The sequence below is a fragment of the Pannonibacter sp. SL95 genome (genome assembly GCF_026672425.1).
In the GTDB taxonomy this organism is placed as follows: domain Bacteria; phylum Pseudomonadota; class Alphaproteobacteria; order Rhizobiales; family Stappiaceae; genus Pannonibacter.
In genome coordinates, this window is the sequence record NZ_JAPPRC010000004.1 from 97,090 (window position 1) to 113,065 (window position 15,976).

At 62.5% G+C, this 15,976-nt stretch carries 17 protein-coding genes and 2 tRNA genes; 11 read left to right on the forward strand and 8 right to left on the reverse strand.

Annotated features, from left to right (window positions below; translation table 11 throughout):
- Positions 1 to 377: 377 nt before the first annotated feature.
- Entirely contained in the window at positions 378 to 1,856 is a 1,479-nt protein-coding gene (locus tag OVA12_RS10935) for a L,D-transpeptidase family protein (protein ID WP_268138664.1), read from the forward strand.
- Positions 1,857 to 1,975: 119 nt separating this feature from the next.
- Here the strand turns inward: OVA12_RS10935 and OVA12_RS10940 are convergent, their stop codons facing one another.
- From OVA12_RS10940 to ispG, 3 genes are read right to left on the reverse strand one after another with little or no spacing between them, the layout of a single operon-like run.
- On the reverse strand, positions 1,976 to 2,710 hold the full coding sequence (locus OVA12_RS10940) for a DUF429 domain-containing protein (protein WP_442793856.1): 735 nt from the start codon (positions 2,708 to 2,710) through the stop codon (positions 1,976 to 1,978).
- 2 nt (positions 2,711 to 2,712) lie between these two features.
- Positions 2,713 to 3,600: a pyridoxal kinase gene (gene pdxY / locus OVA12_RS10945; RefSeq protein WP_268137251.1), complete on the reverse strand. Its 888-nt coding sequence runs from the start codon at positions 3,598 to 3,600 to the stop codon at positions 2,713 to 2,715.
- A gap of 20 nt (positions 3,601 to 3,620) precedes the next feature.
- Entirely contained in the window at positions 3,621 to 4,892 is a 1,272-nt protein-coding gene (gene ispG, locus OVA12_RS10950) for a flavodoxin-dependent (E)-4-hydroxy-3-methylbut-2-enyl-diphosphate synthase (protein WP_268137253.1), read from the reverse strand.
- Between the two features lie 225 nt (positions 4,893 to 5,117).
- Between ispG and OVA12_RS10955 the strand changes: the two genes are divergently transcribed.
- The 5 genes from OVA12_RS10955 (at position 5,118) to OVA12_RS10975 (ending at position 9,992) form a co-directional block, all read left to right on the forward strand.
- The gene (locus OVA12_RS10955) at positions 5,118 to 5,906 is read left to right on the forward strand and encodes a hypothetical protein (protein ID WP_268137255.1); all 789 of its coding nucleotides are present in this window, start codon (positions 5,118 to 5,120) and stop codon (positions 5,904 to 5,906) included.
- 42 nt (positions 5,907 to 5,948) lie between these two features.
- Complete coding sequence (locus tag OVA12_RS10960) at positions 5,949 to 6,818, forward strand: 4-hydroxy-3-methylbut-2-en-1-yl diphosphate synthase (protein WP_268137257.1); 870 nt, start codon at positions 5,949 to 5,951, stop codon at positions 6,816 to 6,818.
- A 106-nt stretch (positions 6,819 to 6,924) separates the two neighbouring features.
- Positions 6,925 to 7,707 carry a 3-hydroxybutyrate dehydrogenase gene (locus tag OVA12_RS10965; protein WP_268137259.1) on the forward strand — a complete coding sequence of 261 codons (783 nt, stop codon included), beginning with the start codon at positions 6,925 to 6,927 and terminating at the stop codon, positions 7,705 to 7,707.
- 3 nt (positions 7,708 to 7,710) lie between these two features.
- Positions 7,711 to 8,763, forward strand: a complete 1,053-nt coding sequence (locus OVA12_RS10970; protein ID WP_268137261.1) for a patatin-like phospholipase family protein — start codon at positions 7,711 to 7,713, stop codon at positions 8,761 to 8,763.
- A gap of 383 nt (positions 8,764 to 9,146) precedes the next feature.
- Complete coding sequence (locus OVA12_RS10975) at positions 9,147 to 9,992, forward strand: pentapeptide repeat-containing protein (RefSeq protein ID WP_268137263.1); 846 nt, start codon at positions 9,147 to 9,149, stop codon at positions 9,990 to 9,992.
- Between the two features lie 57 nt (positions 9,993 to 10,049).
- On the opposite strand, the gene OVA12_RS10980 is transcribed toward OVA12_RS10975, so the two are convergent.
- The 3 genes from OVA12_RS10980 to OVA12_RS10990 all read right to left on the reverse strand — a co-directional run bounded on the left by OVA12_RS10980 (position 10,050) and on the right by OVA12_RS10990 (position 12,083).
- The gene (locus OVA12_RS10980; protein WP_268137265.1) at positions 10,050 to 10,835 is read right to left on the reverse strand and encodes a MipA/OmpV family protein; all 786 of its coding nucleotides are present in this window, start codon (positions 10,833 to 10,835) and stop codon (positions 10,050 to 10,052) included.
- A gap of 170 nt (positions 10,836 to 11,005) precedes the next feature.
- Positions 11,006 to 11,326, reverse strand: a complete 321-nt coding sequence (locus OVA12_RS10985) for a c-type cytochrome (RefSeq protein ID WP_268137267.1) — start codon at positions 11,324 to 11,326, stop codon at positions 11,006 to 11,008.
- Between the two features lie 112 nt (positions 11,327 to 11,438).
- Positions 11,439 to 12,083: a TetR/AcrR family transcriptional regulator gene (locus OVA12_RS10990; protein WP_268137269.1), complete on the reverse strand. Its 645-nt coding sequence runs from the start codon at positions 12,081 to 12,083 to the stop codon at positions 11,439 to 11,441.
- A gap of 84 nt (positions 12,084 to 12,167) precedes the next feature.
- Between OVA12_RS10990 and OVA12_RS10995 the strand changes: the two genes are divergently transcribed.
- Positions 12,168 to 12,785: a DUF2306 domain-containing protein gene (locus OVA12_RS10995; RefSeq protein ID WP_268137271.1), complete on the forward strand. Its 618-nt coding sequence runs from the start codon at positions 12,168 to 12,170 to the stop codon at positions 12,783 to 12,785.
- 82 nt (positions 12,786 to 12,867) lie between these two features.
- Here the strand turns inward: OVA12_RS10995 and OVA12_RS11000 are convergent.
- Positions 12,868 to 12,942, reverse strand: a tRNA-Gly gene (locus OVA12_RS11000).
- 90 nt (positions 12,943 to 13,032) lie between these two features.
- A tRNA-Gly gene (locus tag OVA12_RS11005) sits at positions 13,033 to 13,107 on the reverse strand.
- A 293-nt stretch (positions 13,108 to 13,400) separates the two neighbouring features.
- Here OVA12_RS11005 and OVA12_RS11010 point away from each other — a divergent pair.
- The 4 genes from OVA12_RS11010 to OVA12_RS11025 all read left to right on the forward strand — a co-directional run bounded on the left by OVA12_RS11010 (position 13,401) and on the right by OVA12_RS11025 (position 15,972).
- Positions 13,401 to 13,919: a prolyl-tRNA synthetase associated domain-containing protein gene (locus tag OVA12_RS11010; RefSeq protein WP_268137273.1), complete on the forward strand. Its 519-nt coding sequence runs from the start codon at positions 13,401 to 13,403 to the stop codon at positions 13,917 to 13,919.
- Between the two features lie 118 nt (positions 13,920 to 14,037).
- Positions 14,038 to 15,012 (forward strand): thioredoxin, encoded by a 975-nt coding sequence (trxA, locus tag OVA12_RS11015; RefSeq protein ID WP_268137275.1) that lies wholly within the window; start codon positions 14,038 to 14,040, stop codon positions 15,010 to 15,012.
- A gap of 61 nt (positions 15,013 to 15,073) precedes the next feature.
- A complete protein-coding gene (locus OVA12_RS11020) occupies positions 15,074 to 15,751 on the forward strand; it encodes an LON peptidase substrate-binding domain-containing protein (RefSeq protein ID WP_268137277.1) in 678 nt (225 codons plus the stop codon).
- 17 nt (positions 15,752 to 15,768) lie between these two features.
- A complete protein-coding gene (locus OVA12_RS11025) occupies positions 15,769 to 15,972 on the forward strand; it encodes a Trm112 family protein (RefSeq protein WP_268137279.1) in 204 nt (67 codons plus the stop codon).
- Positions 15,973 to 15,976 lie beyond the last annotated feature (4 nt).

The window sequence follows — 15,976 nt, forward strand, 5'->3', positions numbered from 1 at the left end:
TCATCCCGGCCAAGCGAAGCGCCGAGCCGGGACCGGAGAGCCGAGGTATCTATGTTTCGATGAGCTGGAAGCCGAAAAGCTTTGGCTCTCCGATCCCGGATCTGCGTTTCACTGCGTCCGGGACGACGATCAAGGGTTTACTGGCAGTCTGACGGGCCGAAAGGACCGGGTCTGTCAGCGATGCGGCGGGCGTCAAGGTCTCGTAAACCATGGGCCAGTAGGCTTAGGCTGAGGTGTGCCAGATGGCTGCTGCGCAGTGCATCTGGAGCATTTCAGGCTAAAGCGAGAGCCGGTTTGCGTCCGGAATTGCGTGAGAACAACGGGTTGGAGCAGGTTCGGCGGCTCCGTTTTCGCCGGAAATGCTCAAGTTGGGTGTCGTGGAAATGGGCAAGGCCGAGCGAAAGTCCTTCATGACCGGGCGCATGGGGCGCAGTCTTGCGGCCCTCGTGCTGGCTGGCGTTCTTGTTGGATGCCAGGCGGACGAAATGTACATGGGCACCGGCCCCAAGCACCTGCGCGAGGTCTCGCCGCAGGTGAAGGCCAAGCTTGCCGAACTGAAGATGGATCTTCAGTCGCCCATCATGATCCGTATCTTCAAGGAAGAATCCAAACTCGAGGTCTGGAAGCAGACCCGGACGGGGCGCTATGCGCTGCTTGAGGATTTCGACATCTGCAAGTGGTCCGGACAGCTCGGCCCAAAGATCAAGGAAGGGGACCGGCAGGCGCCGGAAGGCTTCTATCAGATCACGCCCGGCCTGATGAACCCGAACTCCAGCTATCATCTGGCATTCAACATGGGCTTCCCCAATGCCTATGACCAGTCGCACAATCGCACGGGCTCGGACCTGATGGTCCATGGTGCCTGCTCGTCGCGCGGTTGCTATGCGATGACCGACCAGCAGGTCCAGGACATCTACGCCCTTGCTCGCGACAGCTTCAAGGGTGGCCAGAAGTCGTTCCAGGTCCAGGCTTTTCCGTTCCGCATGACCGCCGAGAACATGGCGCGCCATCGCAAGAGCCCGCACATGGACTTCTGGCGCATGCTGAAGACCGGCTATGACCACTTCGAGATCACCAAGGTGCCGCCGAAGGTCGACGTCTGCGAAAAGAAATACGTTTTCGATGCAACTCCGCTTGTTGCCGGCGTTCCGTTCCGCGCTTCGGCCCAGTGCCCGAAGTTCGATGTCCCGGACGCCGTCGAGGTCGCCGTCGCGACCAAGCAGAAGCAGGATGAGGCAGTCTTCCAGACCCAGGTTGCCGCGCTCGACGAAAAGGAAGCCCGCGAGAAGCGCTGGAAGGAAACCCAGACGCAGATCGCCTCTTTCGTTGGCAACAAGGATTTCAACGCCGAAGGCGAGGCCCCGGCCACGGAGGGGGCTGCCGCAACTGCCGTTGCCGCAGCCACACCCGCCGGAGCACCCACTCAGGCCGGCACTCAGGCCAGCACACCGTCTGGCGCTCAGCCGGGTGCAATCACGCCACCGGTGGCAACACAGGCTGTTGCAGCTGCGGCATCCGGCGCCAACGCTGCCGGTCAGACCCCGCGGTCCGGTGCGGATCAGGCAACGCCGCGCCCTAATGGCGCCTTTGCCAGCCTCTTCACAGGCGCTTCGGACAGTGCTCCGGCCAACGCGCCTGCCGGCACCGATGTCGCTGCAACCGCCTTTGCAGCAGAGGGCGAAGCACCGAACGGCGAAAAGAAGGGCTTCCTGAAACGCTGGTTCACCTTCGGCGGCGAGGAAGAAGCCGCCGGCGACCTGCCGCCGCTGACCCCGGAAGCCGCTGCCGCCGCAGCGACAGCCCAGGCCCAGCCTGCTGCCGTGCCTGTCTCCAAGGTTCCCGCAGCCAAACCCTGAAACGCCTCAGACCAACTCTCGGTGAGCTGGACTCACCGAGAGTTGGTCAAGCCCGTGTGGCGATTGAGCATTTTCAAGGCGTGATGCGTCAGCATCTCAGCGCCTTGGTAAGAGTGGCTTCAGGCCCAGATCGCCATCCTCAGGCCGCGCGCGTCGCGGCCTGGTTCGACCGGAAAAGGCCGCGCCTCGCCGCGCAGGATCCGCCCGGCGATCAGCAGGTTGACACTCGCATCCAGAAAATCATCCGCCGCCGCCCCGCGTGGAGCCGGTTGTTCCAGAAAGTTGCCCGGCAGTCCGAACCGGCGGAGCACGTCCCGGCGCTCGGCCATGCCGTCCGGGTTGACCCTGCCCTTGATCTTCTTCGGCAGACGCATCGCCGCTTCGCCATTCAGGCGCCAGAAGGCAACTTCGGGGTGCACCTCAAACAGCCGCGCTTCCTCACCGGCCAGAAGCAGCGCATCCAGTTCGCGGATCTTGGGAAACAGATAGAACGCCTGCTTCGACACCTTGCGCGGCGGTTCTGATGTTTCCAGCGCCTCGGCACAGGCTTGCCGGTACTCCTGCGCATAGACCGCCCGGCGTGAGGGGATCGAGAAGACGGACGACTGTCGCTCGCCCAGCAGGGGCCGCACGGCCGATTCCGGACCTCGGCCTCCCGGACGGGTCAGCTCGGGCAGTCCCATCGGCATGTCGACGGCCAGAACATCGAGCCGTGGCTCAGCGGTCATGAGATCGGCCAGGGCCGGCACGATCCGCACCTGCGGCCGGGACAGGTCGTTCTCGGGCGCCATCACCGCGATCCAGCCGGCCGGACACCCGTCCACCCCGGCGATCCATCGCGGAGCGCCCATCATCTTCAGCGCGCCGTCGCGGTTTCCAGCACCCGCCGGGTGCTGACCAGAGCCATCGGCCGGGCAACCGCCTGCTGCTCCGACGGATAGAGCAACTCGCTCGAGCCCTTGCGCACGCTGCGGGCCACCATCTCGAATGTGGACCCTGCTGCCCTGACCAGCGCTGCCTCGTCCTCCAGCCCTTCCAGGTGCCGGGCAAGGAACAGGGCGGACAGGAGGTCGCCGGTGCCATGCGGCGGGTTTTCGATCGTGCCATGTTCGGCAGCGATCGCCCCGCGCGGTCCGACCAGGAGGTTGGAGATCGAGTTGCGGCGCAGCGCCGGTGCGGAGGTGACGATGACCCGCTCCGGGCCGAGCCTGCGGGCTGCCGACAGGGCCTGCAGCTCGGTCTCGATGTCCCGCCCGGTCAGCCAGGCGAGTTCGTAGCGATTGGGCGTAGAAATGTCTGCCAATGGCAGCAGATTGTCGCGAATTGACCGCGCAGTCTCCTCAGGCACATAGAGCCCGCCAAGGTCGCCGATCACAGGGTCGCAAAGGTACGGAACTTCCGGCGAAACCTTCTTCACGGCCTTGACCAGCCCGGCGACGGCCTCCGCTTGCGCCGGATGCCCGAGGTATCCGGACAGGATGCCACCGATCTCCGGCAGCTTGTCGGAGCCCGCAAGATCCGCACAAATAGCGCTGAAATCCGCCGTTTCCGAAACGATCCGCGTTCCCCGGCCCTGCCCCGGATGCCAGGGCAGCAGCACGGTTGGCAGGAACCAGACCGGGAAACCAAGCCGCTCCAGCGCAAACACCACGCCACGTCCACCGATCCCGCCACGCACGACCTGCGATGTGATCACCAGAATGGCCGGACGGTCGGCCTCACCTTCGCTCGGGGCATGGGCCATGATCGCGGAGCAGTCCTTCTTCAGCTGGCTGACGTCTCGATTTCCGGAACGGCTTTCGCCCCGCGCCCGAAACGCCGCTCAATGTAATCCAGCACCATCGCCTTGAATTCGCTGGCAATATTCGGCCCACGCAAGGTGGTCACCTTTTCGCCATCGACAAAGACCGGCGCCGTCGGCGTCTCGCCGGTTCCCGGCAAGGAGATCCCGATGTCGGCAAACTTCGATTCGCCCGGGCCATTTACAATACAGCCCATGACAGCAACATTAAGGGTCTCGACACCCGGATATTTCTCCCGCCATTCCGGCATGGAATCGCGGATGTGATCCTGAATATCGCCCGCAAGCTCTTGAAATACCGTGGAAGTTGTCCGCCCGCAGCCCGGGCAGGCCGCCACCACCGGCACGAAGGCGCGGAAACCCATGACCTGCAGCAATTCCTGGGCAACCTGCACTTCCCGCGAGCGATCCCCGCCCGGCTCCGGTGTCAGCGACACGCGGATCGTATCGCCGATGCCCTGCTGCAACAGGATGCCCATCGAGGCAGACGAGGCAACGATGCCCTTGGTTCCCATGCCGGCCTCGGTCAGTCCGAGATGCAGCGCATAGTCGCAACGGCTTGCAAGATCAGCATAAACGGCGATGAGGTCCTGCACCTGGCTGACCTTGGCCGACAGGATGATCTTGTCCCGGCCCATGCCCAGTTCCTCGGCGCGGGCAGCGGACAGAAGGCCGGACTGGATGATCGCCTCGCGCATCACGGCTGCAGCCGAGATCGGATTGGCGCTGACGGCATTCTCGTCCATCAGTTTCGTCAGCAAGTCCTGGTCGAGCGACCCCCAGTTGACGCCGATGCGCACCGGCTTGTCGTATTGCATTGCAATCTCGATGATCTGCGAGAACTGGGTATCACGTTTTCCCTTGAAACCAACGTTACCGGGATTGATCCGATACTTGGCAAGAGCTTCAGCGCAAGCCGGATAATCAACCAGAAGCTTGTGACCATTGTAATGGAAGTCACCGATCAGCGGTACATTCACGCCAATCCGCTCCAGCCGTTCGCGGATCCTCGGCACCGCCGCCGCAGACTCGTCCCGGTCCACCGTGATCCGCACCAGCTCGGACCCCGCCCGGGCCAGCGCCGCCACCTGCGCAACGGTGGCATCGGCATCGGCCGTATCGGTGTTGGTCATCGACTGCACGACGACGGGGGCATTACCGCCCACCAGGATATGCCCCACCTGAACGGCAACAGACCTGCGGCGCGGCAGGCGCATGGGTGTGTATTCGGTCATTGCACAGGCCAACCTGTCTTAATCCGCGCGGGAAAACGCCCCTCACGCCCCCGCGTCTGCTTAATTTGCCTTTGGCAAAAGGGCAATCAAGAAGCGCACGCAAAGAAACTGGGACAAAGTCTCACGAGGGAAAGGGCAACGCATTGTCAAAATATACACCTATGGGATGTATCAAAACCGCAAACTCGCCCTGAAGCGAATGCCATCAATTGCAAGGCTCCTTGAATGTATCGCTCCATTCTCTCTGAAATGTACACGCTTGTCGTCGGCAACATCGGGACCACGTTCCGCATTGCTGGCACATGGATGGCGGTCGTTGTCGCCCTCAGTCTTGGCGAAGAACTGACAGAGGGCAGCGCGACGTCCAACCTGTTCGGGATCGCATCAGCCATCGCCAGCCTGCTCTCCTCCGCCAGCATTGCAACTGCATGGCACCGGTTCGGCCTCCTCAATGAACGCCCGAACCTCATTCATCTTCGCTTCGGACGGCTCGAGCTCCGGGTGCTCGGCAAGGTGCTGCTGGCGGGACTGGCCGCCCTGCCAGTTGTGATCCTCGGACTGATGGCCATTATCTTCGTCGCCAGTATGTCGAATGGAATGTCCAAAGAAGCGCCGCTGCCGCTCTGGGGCGCCCTGGCAACGTTCGGGATAGTACTGCTTTACCTGTACTTCTATTTTAGAATTTCTTTCATTATCCCTGGTGCAGCCGTTGGACACCGTGTGCGTATGAAGACGTCAATTCGTCTGTCAAAAGGCTACTTCTTGCCTGCACTGGCGGCAGGCCTAACCATTGAAGTTCCTGTGATCATCGTTTGCGGCCTCCTGGTCGGTCTGCTTCACCTTCTGGGACTGCTGGCAGGACCTGACGGATTGGTGCTGTTGGCAATTGTCCTTTCGGCCTTCGAGATCTTCTTCATCAGCGTGACACTCGCCGCCGTGACTGTTGCCTATCGCCGGGCAATCGAGACGCTCTGGGCAGAAAACCCGAACGACCCTGTTTTTGCGGCGAGCTGAAATCCCTATCTTGGGGGCGATACCGCATCACTGGAGGCCGTCATGATCCTGTCCGTGCTCGAAAGAGCTCTCGCGCTCGCCTTCGGGCGGATCGGAACGTTGCTGGCGGCCAGCTGGGGTTACATCCTGCTGATGGCCGGACTGAACCTTGCGCTCAGCGGCCAGCTGCTGCCCGGCGATGGTTTCACCACAGTTTCCTACATGACGGAACCGGTCGTGGCCGCCGACGATGGCGCGCTGCGTCTGGTCGCAGGCCTCGCAAACATCCTGCTCGGCTTTGCTGCGGCCACGGCCTACATGCGGCGCATCCTGATCGGAGCGAGGGACTTTCCCTTCTCGTTTGCCCCGCGCGTGCTGAAGGTGATGGTGAAGCTGTTGCTGCTCCTGCTGCTGGGCGCGCTGATGCTGGTGCCCTTGTTCGCCATCGCCGGGATCATCACGGCAGTAACCGCAGGCTTTGGCATCATCGCCTTCATCGCCGCGCCCTTCGTTGCCCTCATGCTCATGCAGAAACTGTCGCTGATCCTGCCCGCCGCCGCGCTGGAGGATGACCTGACATTGCGCCAGTCGTGGAGTGCGAGCGCAGGCCTCGGCTGGGCGATGGCGTTCGCGGCGCTGGTCGTTGGGCTGCTGTCGGTTGTCATGACGCTGGCCTGGACCTGGATCCTGAGCCTCCTGAAGGCCGCCTTCCCAGATCCGGTCGTCGCACTTGCGATCTCGGCAGCGCTGCCGCTTGGCAGCGTCGGCGTCAGCGTCTGGCTCTTCGCCAGCCTGCATGCGACCTGCTATGGGCTGGTGCGCGAGCGATATGCCGAAAGGGTCGGGCTTACCTCGAGCCAGACGGAAGAAGCACGCACCCGCCATGATGCGGCGGAGGCCATTGCCAGGGTCAAGAGCCTTGGCCGGCGCTGATGGCCGCCCCGACGAACCGTTACAGAAACATCATCTTCTGCCGTGTTGCAGTGCAAGGTGATTCCATGGGAAGCTCCGGCCAACTGCTGAACAGGAGTGCCTTTGCATGCTGAAGAACAAGACCGCCGTCATCACCGGATCGACCTCTGGCATCGGCCTTGGCTACGCCCGCGCGCTGGCGGCACAAGGTGCCAACATCGTCATCAACGGCTTTGGCGACGCCGCAAAGATCGAAGCCGAGCGCAGCTCCATCGAAAAGGACTTCGGCGTCCAGTGCGTGTACTCGGCCGCCAACATGATGAATGGCGAAGAGATCGCCACCATGATCCTCAATGCCGAGAACGAATTCGGCTCGGTCGATATCCTGATCAACAACGCCGGCATCCAGCACGTCTCGCCGATCGACGAGTTTCCGATCGAAAAGTGGGACGCGATCATTGCGATCAATCTGACGTCGGCATTTCATTCGATCCGCGCGGCCCTGCCGGGCATGAAGAAGCGCGGCTGGGGCCGGATCATCAACACCGCGTCGGCTCATGCACTCGTCGCCTCGCCGTTCAAGTCGGCCTATGTCGCAGCCAAGCACGGCATTGCGGGCCTGACCAAGACGGTGGCGCTGGAAGTTGCCGAACAGGGCATCACCGTGAACGCGATCTGCCCGGGCTATGTCTGGACGCCGCTGGTCGAAGCCCAGATCCCGGACACGATGAAGGCGCGCAACATGACCGAAGAGGAAGTGAAGCGCGAAGTCCTGCTCAAGGCGCAGCCGACCAAGGAATTCGTCACCGTCGAACAGGTTGCGGCCCTCGCCGTGTTCCTGTGCTCGGATGCCGCTGCCTCGATGACCGGTACTGTCCTGCCGATGGACGGTGGCTGGACCGCGCAGTAAGGCATGACAGACAAGACCAGCACAGCGCCCGGCCACTCATCGCAGCCCAACCGCAAGCGGATCAATCTTGCCCTGCAAGGGGGAGGCGCCCACGGCGCCTTCACCTGGGGCGTGCTCGACTGGCTTCTTGAAGATGACCGGATCGACATCGACGGGATTTCAGGCACGTCAGCGGGCGCCATGAATGCGGTCGCGCTTGCCAGCGGATATCATGCCGGTGGCAGCGAGGGAGCAAGGGAGGCGCTTGAGCGGTTCTGGCGACGGGTCAGCGAACACGCGTTTCTCAGCCCGATCAAGCGTTCACCGCTGGACGTGGCGCTCGGTCAATGGAGCCTTGATTTCTCGCCGAGCTATCTTGCTTTCGACCTGATCTCGCGTTTCGCCTCGCCCTATGAATTCAACCCGCTGAACGTCAACCCCCTGCGCGAGGTGGTGGAGGAGACGGTCGACTTCGAAGCCGTGCGGGCATGCGATGGCCTGCGGCTGTTTCTTGCGGCCACCAACGTGCAGACCGGCAAGATCCGGGTGTTCTCCGGCAAGGAAATCACGCTGGATGCCGTCATGGCCTCTGCCTGCCTGCCGCACATGTTCCAGGCCGTCGAGATTGACGGTGTGCCCTACTGGGACGGCGGCTACATGGGCAATCCGCCGCTGTACCCGCTGTTCTATGAAACGGGAACGCAGGACACTGTTCTCATCCAGATCAATCCGATCGAGCGGGCGGAAACCCCGCGCACCGCACGCGAGATCCTCAACCGGCTGAACGAGATCACCTTTAATTCCACGCTGCTGCGGGAAATGCGGTCGATCGATTTTGTCAGCAGGCTGATCCAGGAAGGCAAGCTGAGCGCTGAAAAATACATGGACGTGCGACTTCACCGCATCGACGGCGAAGCACTCAAGCCGCTGCAAGCCTCCTCGAAAGTGAATGCGGAATGGGCCTTTCTGAAAGAGCTGCATCGGATTGGCCGCGAAACGGCTGCCAGCTGGGTTGAGCGCAATTTTGACCACATTGGCAATCGCTCTACCGTTGATCTTCGCGCAGAATTTCTCTGAGCAATCTCCGCGACAGCATTTGGTTAACAACAATTAACTTCGATTTCGCAGAATGCGATGCATAACGCGACCACGCAACAACATATACTTTCGAATACATTAATCTGATCGGCGCAACTGAAACAAAACAAAAAATACATCGAAAACCATTTGGCAATACATTTGCCCTAGTCTGAACATGCTGATTGTCAGGTTGTGCGTCGTCAGCGCTTTTGGACGGAAGAAAGTGGCACCTGCGACCCCGCCACTTTCTTCCGTGCCGCTTTTCCTCTCCCTCTGCAAGCTCCCACGCCTTCTGAGACCCACTGCCTTGCTGGCGCCTGATTGCGCCTTGCAGATGTCGTGCAAAGGTCTAGATATGCGAGAGCACAAGGAGAGCCGACATGGCAGCAACCGCCCAATTGCCCCGCTTCACGTTCACCTTTGCCCTGTCGCGGATCACAGCAACCGCTGTGCTTCTTGGCGCGATCGCAGTTGGCCCTGCGCTGGCTCAGGACGGCGCGGCTGACCTGCTCAAGACCCGCGCCTGCGCCGGATGCGACCTGCGGCTGATCTCCCTGCGCGGCCTGCAGCTTGGCGGCGTGGATCTGACCCGCGCCAATCTGCGGGAAGCGGATATCAAGGAAGCGGACCTCTCGGGCGCCAAACTGGCAGGTGTTGACCTGCGGCGCGCCGAACTGGAGCGGGCTTCGCTGGCCAATGCGGATCTGACCGGTGCTTCTATGCGCGGGGTCGATATGGAAAAGGCCAATCTCGCAGGGGCAACGCTCGCCAAGTCAGATCTGCGGGATGCGGATCTGAACGAGACACGTCTTGAGGGTGCGGATCTGTCGGCAACGGATTTGCGAAACGGCTCGCTGATCCGGGCTGCCGCGATGGGTGCCTCGTTTGCCGAAGCGAAGATGGATGGGGTCGACCTCGAGCGCGCCGATATCAGCGGCGCAAACTTCTCCGGCGCGCGCCTGATGCAGGCGGATCTCGACCGAGTAATTGCGCGCGGGGCAGACTTCCGCGGCGCAGACATGACGGGGGCACGGCTGAGCAGCGCGGACCTGTCTGGCGCGAACCTTACCGACGCCGATCTCACCGATGCCCTGCTGCGCAACACGCGCTTGCCCGGGGCAGATCTCAGCACGGCGCGCGGCCTGTCGCAGGACCGCATCATCAACGCTTGCGGCGATGCAAGCACCCGCCTGCCGGATGGCATCACACTGAAGCCCTGCTCCTGAATGCAAAAAGGCCGGACAGGTGTCCGGCCTTGCAAAGAGTCTTGAGAACCGCGTCGATCAGAACACGTCGAACGAGAAGCGGTAAGTCAGGCCAGTGCCAATGTTGAACTGGTCCTTGCTGCCGACCTTGCCGACCAGCGGGCTCTTGCCGGCATCGCCGATCAGCCGGTCATATCCGCCCTGCAGGTGCAGCTTGACCTTATCGTTGAGGTCATAGGTGAAGCGGGTTTCAACGCCGATGCTCTTGAAGCCGCCACCGGCCTTGAAGCGGGCCAGGCCGCTGGCTGCCGATTCGGCCGCCGAGACGCTGAAATAGGTGTTCATGTACTTGGACGAGGCGAAGCCGACGCGCGGGCCGATGCTCCACTCCAGACGGTCCATCGGACGGGTGATCAGATCCGCACCGAACTGGCCGACCTGGCCCTTGTGGCCGTTGAAGCCCTGACGCACTTCGGCGAAGACGCGGAAGTTCTCGCCCTGGAACCCGGCGCCGAGGCCTGCTTCCAGCGCCCAGTTGATCTTGCGGGTGCCGCGCAGGTCCTTGTCGTCCGACGGCTTGCGCTCGCCAACGAAGTTGAACGACGGGTAGAAGAACACACCCATCTCCTTCTTGCCGTCCGCAACCTGGCCGAGGCCCGGGATGTAGAAGCGACCGACAGCGATGATCGGCATCGGGGAGAAGAGATAGGAATCGGATCCGTCATAGCGCGGCTTGGCCATGACACCAGCGCCGAGATCCAGCACGTACTGGGTCTGGGGCATGGCATCCTGCGCCACCGCAGGAGTTGCGGCGAGGAGGAGTGCCGCGGTGGAGCCGAGGAGAATCAAGCGAGACGGGAGCATCTGGACGGTTCCGGTTGAAACGGGAGGACTGATTGCACATTACACGAGAAAAACGACCGTCTGGTTACCATCTGGTCAATTTTGCCGGACTGTGACGCGGGCGACACGCTTACCTACGTCGGCCGCGCCGGACGGTTCACTTCCGTCTACGTAACGCGCATTCAGCTTCCTCAACGCCGAAGCGAACCGATGTAGGTCGCGAGGTCCCGGATCTCCAGGTTGGACAGGCCCATGTCCGGCATCCGTGGGTGCGGATCGGCGAGGAATGTCGCGATCTTGGCCTCGCTCATGTCAGGGTTGGCGGCGATGTCGAAGAAGGAGGGAACGCCAATCGTCGCCGCACGGTCCTGCGCCTCGGCCACGACGTGACAGGCCGCGCACCATTGCCGCGCCAGCTTTTCGCCGGCAGCCACGTTTCCGGATCCAGCGTGCGCGGCATCGGCAGGCGCCAGCAGCATGACAGCAAGGCAGAACAACAGGGTCAGGCGCATCTGAAAATCCTCCACGACCAGCCAAACCTGCCCAGAATCACCCGGCAGCGGCCTGCGCGATCAACGCGCGTCCGACCGTAGACAGGGCCGGTCACCTGCGCCTTGCGCAGAATCAATCCGGCATCGTGTGACTTGCAAGGATCCGGTCCAGGAGATCGCGGAAATCCGAGGGCGGTGTCGGGCCTATGCCCTTGCGCCAGGGCGCACCGAAGCCGAGGACCGCATAGCCATGAACCAGCGACCAGACCGCTATCTCGAGGGTTTGATCCGGGTCCGGCGCGACGCGGGAAAACGGCAGACAGGCGAGGCGCAACTCGGCATAGGCGGCTTCCGACGTCCGGAGAAAGTGAGGGTCGCTCCGATCAACATCGGCCGACAGGAACATGACGTGGAACAAGCCGGCGTGCTCGTTGGCGAACCGGATGTAGCCGGTGCAGATCCCCTCCAGGCGGGCACGGGCATTCTCGCCGGCATCCTGGCGTGCGTGGCGCATGGCCGTGGTGAACAGCTCGAACGCACGGGTGGCAACCGCGGTCAGAAGATCCGCCAGTCCGGCAAAATGATGTGCCGGCGCCGCGTGCGAGACGCCTGCCCGCGCCGCTGCCTTGCGCAATGTCAGGCCGGACGGCCCGTCGGCATTCAGAAGATCGATCGAGGCATCGATCAAGGCAGACTTGAGATTGCCGTGGTGGTGCGGACGCACCGGGTCGGGCGGCGCCTCTTCAGGAATGGCTGATGGGTCAATGCAGGTCGACATGACCGAAGTATGCGAGGGATCTTGACACTGTCAAGAAAATACCTCACCCTTCATGAACTTTACACTGTCAAGGAGCTTCTTCCGATGTCGCGTCTCTTCCAGCGAAGCAATCCGTGGTTCCTTGTGATGAGCCTGTCCTGCGTCCTGATCGCGCTGTCGTCATGGCGCGGGTTTGTCGCGCCGTTCGAGGTCGTCATGGCGCATCTTGTGCATTATCTGCAGGATTACAGCCTGCCCCTTTATGCGCATATCATCTTCGGGCCACTCGCCTTGGCGCTCGTGCCTTTCCAGTTCTGGCAGGGCTCGCGCCACCGGCCCGTGTTGCATCGCTGGTCAGGCCGGCTTTATGTCCTGAGCATCCTGGCAGCCTCTCTCGGATCTCTGGCCATGCTGCCGGGCTATCAGGGGTCGTCGTGGACGGCGGCCGGTTTCTTCACGCTCGCCCTGCTCTGGATCGGAACGACCGGCATGGGCCTCGTCCGTGCGCTGCAGGGACGTTTCGCCGAGCATCAGATCTGGATGCTCCGCTCGGCAGCGCTCACCTTTGCGTCCGTGACCCTGCGCGTGATGATGGTCCCGCTGATCATTGCAGGCCAAACCCCGCTCGAGACGTATGATGTCACGGCATGGGGCAGCTGGCTGATCAATCTGGTGGCTGTCGAGGCCTGGCTGGTCTGGCGCGGTCGCTGGCGGATGGCGTGACCGGCCTCAGCGAGGACCAAGCTCCTGAAAAGCAAAAAGCCACCTTGCGGTGGCTTTGTTGTTGCTCTCGCTTGCGAGAAAATGGAGCGGGCGAAGGGATTTGAACCCTCGACCCCAACCTTGGCAAGGTTGTGCTCTACCCCTGAGCTACACCCGCATCCTGACTACCGGTGGGTATCCGATAGCAACCTCTCGAACCACATCCTGCCCTTTGTGACCGGTCATAGACCATGTCCTGGGAGGAGAATGGAGCGGGCGAAGGGATTTGAACCCTCGACCCCAACCTTGGCAAGGTTGTGCTCTACCCCTGAGCTACACCCGCATTTTCCGGCGCCCGGCATTGCCGCCCGCCGTCGAGGTGGGGTGTATATGAACCAAGCCGGTTCAGATTGCAACAGGGTTTTTTGCGCCTTTTTCAGGCTTTTGCCCCTGCTGTGGACGACCTGTGGACAGCGCCCGGGAACCTCACCGGCTTATCCGTTGCGGTCAAACGGGGGCGAGCCGCACCCAGGCGCATCCGCGTCGCCTGCCGCCTTGAGTGGGACGCTGGCGTTCGGCTAGAACTCTGCCAAGCAAAGGATGCCGGCAATGCCCGGCCGAAATCTGGAGACATGCATGCCGGCAACCCGCGACGACCTGATGGCCTTTTTCGACCGGCTCGGCATTGAAACCAAGACGGTTGATCACCGCCCGGTCTTCACCGTGGCAGAGGGCGCTGACATCCACGCGATGATCCCTGGAGCCCATACCCGCAACCTGTTCGTCAAGGACAAGAAGGGCAAACTGTTCCTGATCGTCGTCCTGCACGATGCCACCGTTGACCTGAAGCAGGTTCACACGCTCATCGGCGGTTCCGGCCGTGTGTCCTTCGGCTCCCCGGATCAGATGATGCAGTACCTCGGCGTTGTCCCGGGATCCGTCACCCCCTTCGGGCTGATCAACGACACGGGCCAGGAACTCGTCGTGGTGTTCGACGCAGCGATGATGCAGCACGAGGTGCTGAACTTTCATCCCTTGTCGAACGACGCCACCACGACAATTTCCCGCGACGGCCTGCTGACATTTGCGCGCGGTTGCGGCCACACGCCGCTGGTGATTGCGGTGACTGAAGAGGCAAAAGCGCAGGGTTTGTAATTCGCAGCTGGCGCGTCCATGTTATGGACAACGCAACGCGGCATTGGCGGATCCTGCCGGCCGTTCCGATAGCATTTGGCCGTGCTGCACGGCCAGGACTTAAAAGGGCCAGGACATCATGAGCACGGGTAGCTATTCCATGGGCGGCCAGATTGGCGGCGGCTTTGGCGGCAGTTTCGGCGGCGGTGCAAAGCCGGCAGCGACACCAGCCCCCACCGGCGGCGATGATCTGATCAAGGATGTGAGCACCGCAACGTTTGCCCGCGATGTGCTGGAAGCCTCGCGACATCAACCGGTTCTGGTGGACTTCTGGGCGCCCTGGTGCGGCCCGTGCCGCCAGCTGACGCCGATCATCGAAGGCGCCGTCAAGGCCGCCAAGGGCGCGGTCAAGCTGGCCAAGATGAACATCGACGAGCATCCGGAAGTCGCCGGTCAGCTCGGCATCCAGTCGATCCCGGCCGTGATCGCCTTCAAGAACGGCCAGCCGGTCGATGGCTTCATGGGCGCGCAGCCGGAAAGCCAGGTCAAGGCCTTCATCGAGCGGCTCGGCGGCCAGGCCCCGGCAGCTGGGCCAGACGACCTTCTCACCGAGGGCGAGGCACTGCTGGACGCCAAGGACTATGGTCACGCGGCGCAGATGTTTGGTGCCGCCCTGCAGATGGATCCGGAAAACACCCGTGCGCTGGCCGGCTTGTCCCGTTGCTACCTCGGCGCGGGCGACCTTGAACGGGCCCGACAGGCGCTGGACATGGTGCCGGAAGCTGGCCGCAAGGACGCAGCCTATGGCGCGGCACAGGCAGCGCTGGCCCTGGCTGAACAGGCCGAACAGCTCGGCGATCTTGCTGAACTGGAGGCGCGGATTGCCGCGGATCCGACCGATCATCAGGCCAGATTCGATCTGGCACTTGGCCTTGCCGCAAGGGGCGACAACCAGGGCGCGGTCGACCATCTGATCGAGATCGTTCGCCGCGGCCGCGACTGGAACGACGACGGCGCACGCAAGCAGCTGCTGCAGTTCTTCGAGGCCTGGGGCCCGAAGGAGCCGGCAACCAATTATGGCCGGCGCAAGCTGTCGTCCGTTCTGTTCTCCTGAGCGTATAAGGCCTGCGGACCGGACTGGCCGGACCGCAGGCCCCGTTTTCAAGGATCAGGATATGCAGGCCGGGAATGCGCACTACCGCACCATCGATGACCTTCCGGCGACGTTGCCCGTGTTTCCGCTGACGGGCGCCCTGCTGTTGCCACGCACCCAGCTGCCATTGAACATTTTCGAGCCGCGTTACATCGCCATGGTGGACGCAGCGCTCGCCAGCCATCGCCTGATCGGCATGATCCAGCCGGCGATCAGTGAAGCTGACGGGGCACGCAAGCCCGCGTTGGCACGGGTCGGCTGCGCCGGCCGGATCACCAGCTTTCAGGAAAGCGGCGACGGCCGCTATCTCATCACGCTTCAGGGCGTGACGCGGTTTGGCGTGGCCAGCGAGCTGGACAGCATCACCCCGTTCCGCCAGGTCGCCACGGATTTCGCGCCTTTTGCCAATGACCTGACACAGGGAACCGGCGAATCGGACGTTGATCGCCCCGGACTGCTGAAGGCGTTCCGAGCCTATCTCGACGCCCATGGCATGGAGGCCGACTGGGACAGCGTCGACAACGCAGAGACGGAAGTGCTGGTCAACGCGCTCTGCATGATGAGCCCCTATGGCGCCGCCGAAAAGCAGGCCATGCTGGAGGCTGTTGACCTGAAGACCCGCGCGGAAACGCTTGTCGCCATCACAGAGATTGACCTGGCGCGCAATGCGGGCAATGACGGCGGCTCCACGCTGCAATAACCCGACAGGACAGAACCATGACCGAGGACAGCCCGCGCAACACGGACCGCCGGATCGACCGCAAGATGCTGGAGCTTCTGGTTTGCCCGGTGACCAAGACAACGCTGGAATATGACGCAGCCCGGCAGGAGCTGATCTCCCGCGTTGCCAAGCTCGCCTATCCGATCCGGGATGGCATCCCGATCATGCTGGTTGATGAAGCCCGCAAGCTGGAAGACTGACCTG

Bases quoted from the DNA above. Each gene is read 5' to 3' on its own strand.
- OVA12_RS10940 (WP_442793856.1), bottom strand. From the start codon at position 2,710: ATGATGGGCGCTCCGCGATGGATCGCCGGGGTGGACGGGTGTCCGGCC.
- pdxY (WP_268137251.1), bottom strand. From the start codon at position 3,600: ATGGCCCATGCCCCGAGCGAAGGTGAGGCCGACCGTCCGGCCATTCTG.
- ispG (WP_268137253.1), bottom strand. From the start codon at position 4,892: ATGACCGAATACACACCCATGCGCCTGCCGCGCCGCAGGTCTGTTGCC.
- OVA12_RS10955 (WP_268137255.1), top strand. From the start codon at position 5,118: ATGTATCGCTCCATTCTCTCTGAAATGTACACGCTTGTCGTCGGCAAC.
- OVA12_RS10960 (WP_268137257.1), top strand. From the start codon at position 5,949: ATGATCCTGTCCGTGCTCGAAAGAGCTCTCGCGCTCGCCTTCGGGCGG.
- OVA12_RS10965 (WP_268137259.1), top strand. From the start codon at position 6,925: ATGCTGAAGAACAAGACCGCCGTCATCACCGGATCGACCTCTGGCATC.
- OVA12_RS10970 (WP_268137261.1), top strand. From the start codon at position 7,711: ATGACAGACAAGACCAGCACAGCGCCCGGCCACTCATCGCAGCCCAAC.
- OVA12_RS10975 (WP_268137263.1), top strand. From the start codon at position 9,147: ATGGCAGCAACCGCCCAATTGCCCCGCTTCACGTTCACCTTTGCCCTG.
- OVA12_RS10980 (WP_268137265.1), bottom strand. From the start codon at position 10,835: ATGCTCCCGTCTCGCTTGATTCTCCTCGGCTCCACCGCGGCACTCCTC.
- OVA12_RS10985 (WP_268137267.1), bottom strand. From the start codon at position 11,326: ATGCGCCTGACCCTGTTGTTCTGCCTTGCTGTCATGCTGCTGGCGCCT.
- OVA12_RS10990 (WP_268137269.1), bottom strand. From the start codon at position 12,083: ATGTCGACCTGCATTGACCCATCAGCCATTCCTGAAGAGGCGCCGCCC.
- OVA12_RS10995 (WP_268137271.1), top strand. From the start codon at position 12,168: ATGTCGCGTCTCTTCCAGCGAAGCAATCCGTGGTTCCTTGTGATGAGC.
- OVA12_RS11010 (WP_268137273.1), top strand. From the start codon at position 13,401: ATGCCGGCAACCCGCGACGACCTGATGGCCTTTTTCGACCGGCTCGGC.
- trxA (WP_268137275.1), top strand. From the start codon at position 14,038: ATGAGCACGGGTAGCTATTCCATGGGCGGCCAGATTGGCGGCGGCTTT.
- OVA12_RS11020 (WP_268137277.1), top strand. From the start codon at position 15,074: ATGCAGGCCGGGAATGCGCACTACCGCACCATCGATGACCTTCCGGCG.
- OVA12_RS11025 (WP_268137279.1), top strand. From the start codon at position 15,769: ATGACCGAGGACAGCCCGCGCAACACGGACCGCCGGATCGACCGCAAG.